Source organism: Polaromonas sp. P1_E1_2, from assembly GCF_056406035.1.
The window spans coordinates 1-1,283 of sequence record NZ_JBFUAZ010000868.1 but is presented as its reverse complement, the minus strand read 5'-3'; the positions used below and the strand labels follow the sequence as shown (position 1 = coordinate 1,283).

Below are 1,283 nucleotides of genomic sequence, written 5' to 3'. Positions count from 1 at the left end.
CGTCTAACACCGCTCGCAAACACATGGGGGAACAAAAGGGGGAACTAATTTCTATGAAATGAATTGATCGCTATATATAGCGAGGCTTCCAAGACATCTTGCAGTAGTCCCCAGCCCACCATTTCACGAAAGCCCAGCCTTTACCGGTTGGGCTTTTTCATGGGCACCTGTTTTCGGAGGCCTGTCTGCTCCTGGTCCATGCCCGGCTTCCTCTGGTGCCGGGTGACAATAGCCCCATGGCAAGCATGCAACTTCAAGAAATTCTTTTCTCTCAGGGCTTTGGCACGCGGCGCGTGTGCGCGGGGCTGGTTCAACAGGGTTTTGTGGCTGTAGCGGGCGTCCCTTGTGCGGAACCAGCTATGGAATTTATAGCAGAAGGCCTGCACTTCATGGTGCAGGGCGTGGCCTGGGAATACCACGAGAAAGCCTACCTGATGCTGCACAAACCGGCCGGCTACGAATGCTCGCAAAAGCCCAGCACCTATCCCAGTATTTACACCCTGCTGCCGGCACCGATTCGCCAGCGCGGCGGTGGCGCGGCGGCCGGCGTGCAGGCGGTGGGGCGGCTGGACCAGGACACGACCGGCCTTTTGCTGCTGTCGGACGACGGCAAGTTCATCCACCGCATGAGCTCGCCCAAGCACCATGTGCCCAAGGTTTATGAGGTGCGTGCCAAGCACCCGGTCGACGACAAGCAGATCCAGAAGTTGCTGACCGGCGTGGTGCTGGACGACGACCCGAAACCCGTGCGAGCAGCCGCATGTGAAAAAACCGGTGAAAACCAGCTGAGCCTGACCCTTACCGAAGGCAAGTACCACCAGGTCAAGCGCATGATCGCCGCAGTGGGCAACCGGGTTGAGGACGTTGGCGGCCTGCACCGTTCACGTATTGGTACGCTGGATTTGCCGCCTGACCTGAAACCCGGCGGATGGCGCTGGCTGACGCCGCAAGACATGGCGAGCATTTCAGCGCCTTCGGTCAAAACCCCCTGAAACCGGTAAAAAAACCAGACCCAAACGCGGCGGCAAGCGGTACGCTGCCAGCTTCGCAAAAAACCACTCGGAGGAAACATGAACCCACGCCGTCAAYTCCTGAATGCCGCTGCAATCGGTGCCGTGGCCGCGCCGTCGCTGGCCCTGGCACAGCACGCGCCAAAAGCGTCGCGAGGCCCAGTCCTGTTAACCGTCAGCGGGCGGATCGGCGCGGGCAACCGCGGCGCCTTCGATCCGGCGTTCGACCAGATGATGGGCAAGCAGAAAATCCAGTTCGACAAGGCCCATGCC

At 60.1% G+C, this 1,283-nt stretch carries 1 protein-coding gene and 1 pseudogene; both read left to right on the top strand.

The features are described from left to right. The first annotated feature begins 245 nt into the window (after positions 1–245). Positions 246–992, top strand: a complete 747-nt coding sequence (locus AC1D1P_RS23650; RefSeq protein ID WP_477674689.1) for a pseudouridine synthase — start codon at positions 246–248, stop codon at positions 990–992. Between the two features lie 78 nt (positions 993–1,070). Then, a pseudogene (locus tag AC1D1P_RS23645) lies at positions 1,071–1,283 on the top strand (molybdopterin-dependent oxidoreductase); the annotation flags it as partial.

Excerpts from the sequence above, each read along its gene's own strand:
- AC1D1P_RS23650 (WP_477674689.1), top strand. The coding sequence starts at position 246 with ATGCAACTTCAAGAAATTCTTTTCTCTCAGGGCTTTGGCACGCGGCGC.